The sequence below is a fragment of the Actinomadura sp. NPDC048032 genome, assembly GCF_040653175.1.
GTDB lineage: Bacteria > Actinomycetota > Actinomycetes > Streptosporangiales > Streptosporangiaceae > Spirillospora > Spirillospora verrucosospora.
The window spans coordinates 1-1,707 of the sequence record NZ_JBEZJP010000771.1 but is presented as its reverse complement, the minus strand read 5'-3'; the positions used below and the strand labels follow the sequence as shown (position 1 = coordinate 1,707).

Sequence of the window (1,707 nt, the reverse complement as noted above, 5' to 3'; positions counted from 1 at the left end):
GGCGTCCCTGCAGGCCGCGACGGGCGGACGGGTCGTGTACAACATCATTTCCCGGCGATCGTGACGTCCTGGATCTCTACCTTCTTCTTGGGCTTGCCGTCGCCCTTCGGGTCCGAGCCCGCGTCGGCGATCTTCTTCAGCACGTCCAGCCCCTTGGTGATCTTCCCGAACACCGTGTAGTCCGGCGGGAGCTGCGAGTCCTTGTAGACCATGAAGAACTGGCTGCCGTTGGAGTCCGGCAGGCTGCTGTGCGCCATGGCGAGCGTGCCCTCGGTGTACGTGGCGCCGCTCGTGTTCTCGTTCGCGAACTGGTAGCCCGGCCCGCCGGTGCCCTTCGCGGTGGGGTCGCCGCATTGCAGGACGTTGAGCCCGCCGCTCGTCAGCCGGTGGCACGTCGTCTTGTCGAAGAAGTTCTTCTGCGCCAGGTACGCGAAGGAGTTGACCGTGCACGGAGCCTTGCCACCGTACAGCTGCACCTCCACGTCGCCCTGGTTGGTCTTCATCGTCGTCTGGACGACGTCCGTGTAGGCGGGCTTGCCCGGAGGGGTGCCGACGCCCTTGGGGGCGCCGTCCTGCTGGGCCGCCTTGTAGGTGCACCGGGGCCCGGCGGCGGTGGACTCGTCGTCCTTGGTGAGCACCATGAACGCGGCGCCGCCGACGACGATGACCGCCACCACCGCCGCGGCGGTGATGATCTTGAGTCGGCGCGCCCGCGCCGCCTCCTGCGCCTGCCGCTGCCGCTGCCGCTCGTAGCGCTGCCGCGCGAGCTGCTTCTTGCGGTCCTTCGCCGCCACGTGCCTCGCCTTCCGGTGTGATCAGGTGAACGTGCAGCGCATAGTAGCGGTACCGGGGAGTAAAAGCGCCTCCGCGTTCAGGGAGCGCCTCCCGCCCGGCGGCGCCCCGCCCGGCCGCGCCCCGCGACACGTCGGCCGCGCCAACTCGTTCGCGGTGGCCGTGGCCGCGCCGGTACCCTCGAACACGCCCACCCGAGATGGTTCTAAGGAAGGACGACCGTGCTCGTCGCCGGGTTCCCCGCTGGATCGTTCGCCGCGAACTGCTACGTCGTGGCGCCCGCCGCCGGTGAGGAGTGCGTGATCATCGATCCCGGCCAGGACGCCGAGGGCGGGATCGAGGAGATCCTGCGCGAGCACCGGCTGAAGCCGGTCGCGGTGCTGCTGACGCACGGCCATCTCGACCACGTCTGGTCGGTGGCGCCGGTCTGCGGCGCCAAGGACGTCCCGGCCTACGTCCACCCGGACGACCGCGACCTGCTGACCGATCCGGCCAAGGGCCTGCCCCTGGGCGCCGGGCAGCAGCTGTTCGGCGGTCTGGAGCTGTCCGAGCCCGACGACGTGCGGGAGCTGGCCGACGGGGCCGTTCTGGAGCTGGCCGGGCTGAACTTCACCGTCGACCACGCGCCGGGCCATACGCCCGGGTCGGTGACGTTCCGGACGCCGAAGGCGCAGCAGATCCCGGACGTGATGTTCACCGGCGACCTGCTGTTCGCCGGCTCCATCGGGCGCACCGACCTGCCGGGCGGATCGTACGAGCAGATCCTCGCAAGCCTGTCCCGGGTGTGCCTCACGATGCCCGACGAGACGGCCGTCCTGCCCGGCCACGGCGAGCAGACCACAATCGGCCGCGAGCGCGCGACCAACCCGTTCCTGACAGAGGTTTCGCCAGGGGGTCCAGGGGGGTCGTCCCCCC

2 protein-coding genes are annotated in these 1,707 nt (G+C 70.4%); one reads left to right on the top strand and one right to left on the bottom strand.

What is annotated here, in order from left to right; genetic code table 11:
• Nucleotides 1-44: 44 nt before the first annotated feature.
• Nucleotides 45-794 (bottom strand): peptidylprolyl isomerase, encoded by a 750-nt coding sequence (locus AB0C69_RS42075; RefSeq protein ID WP_345179045.1) that lies wholly within the window; start codon nucleotides 792-794, stop codon nucleotides 45-47.
• Between the two features lie 219 nt (nucleotides 795-1,013).
• On the opposite strand from AB0C69_RS42075, the gene AB0C69_RS42070 reads away from it, so the two are divergent.
• Nucleotides 1,014-1,707: MBL fold metallo-hydrolase (locus AB0C69_RS42070; protein ID WP_360362494.1), on the top strand; the 694-nt coding region annotated here is incomplete at its 3' end.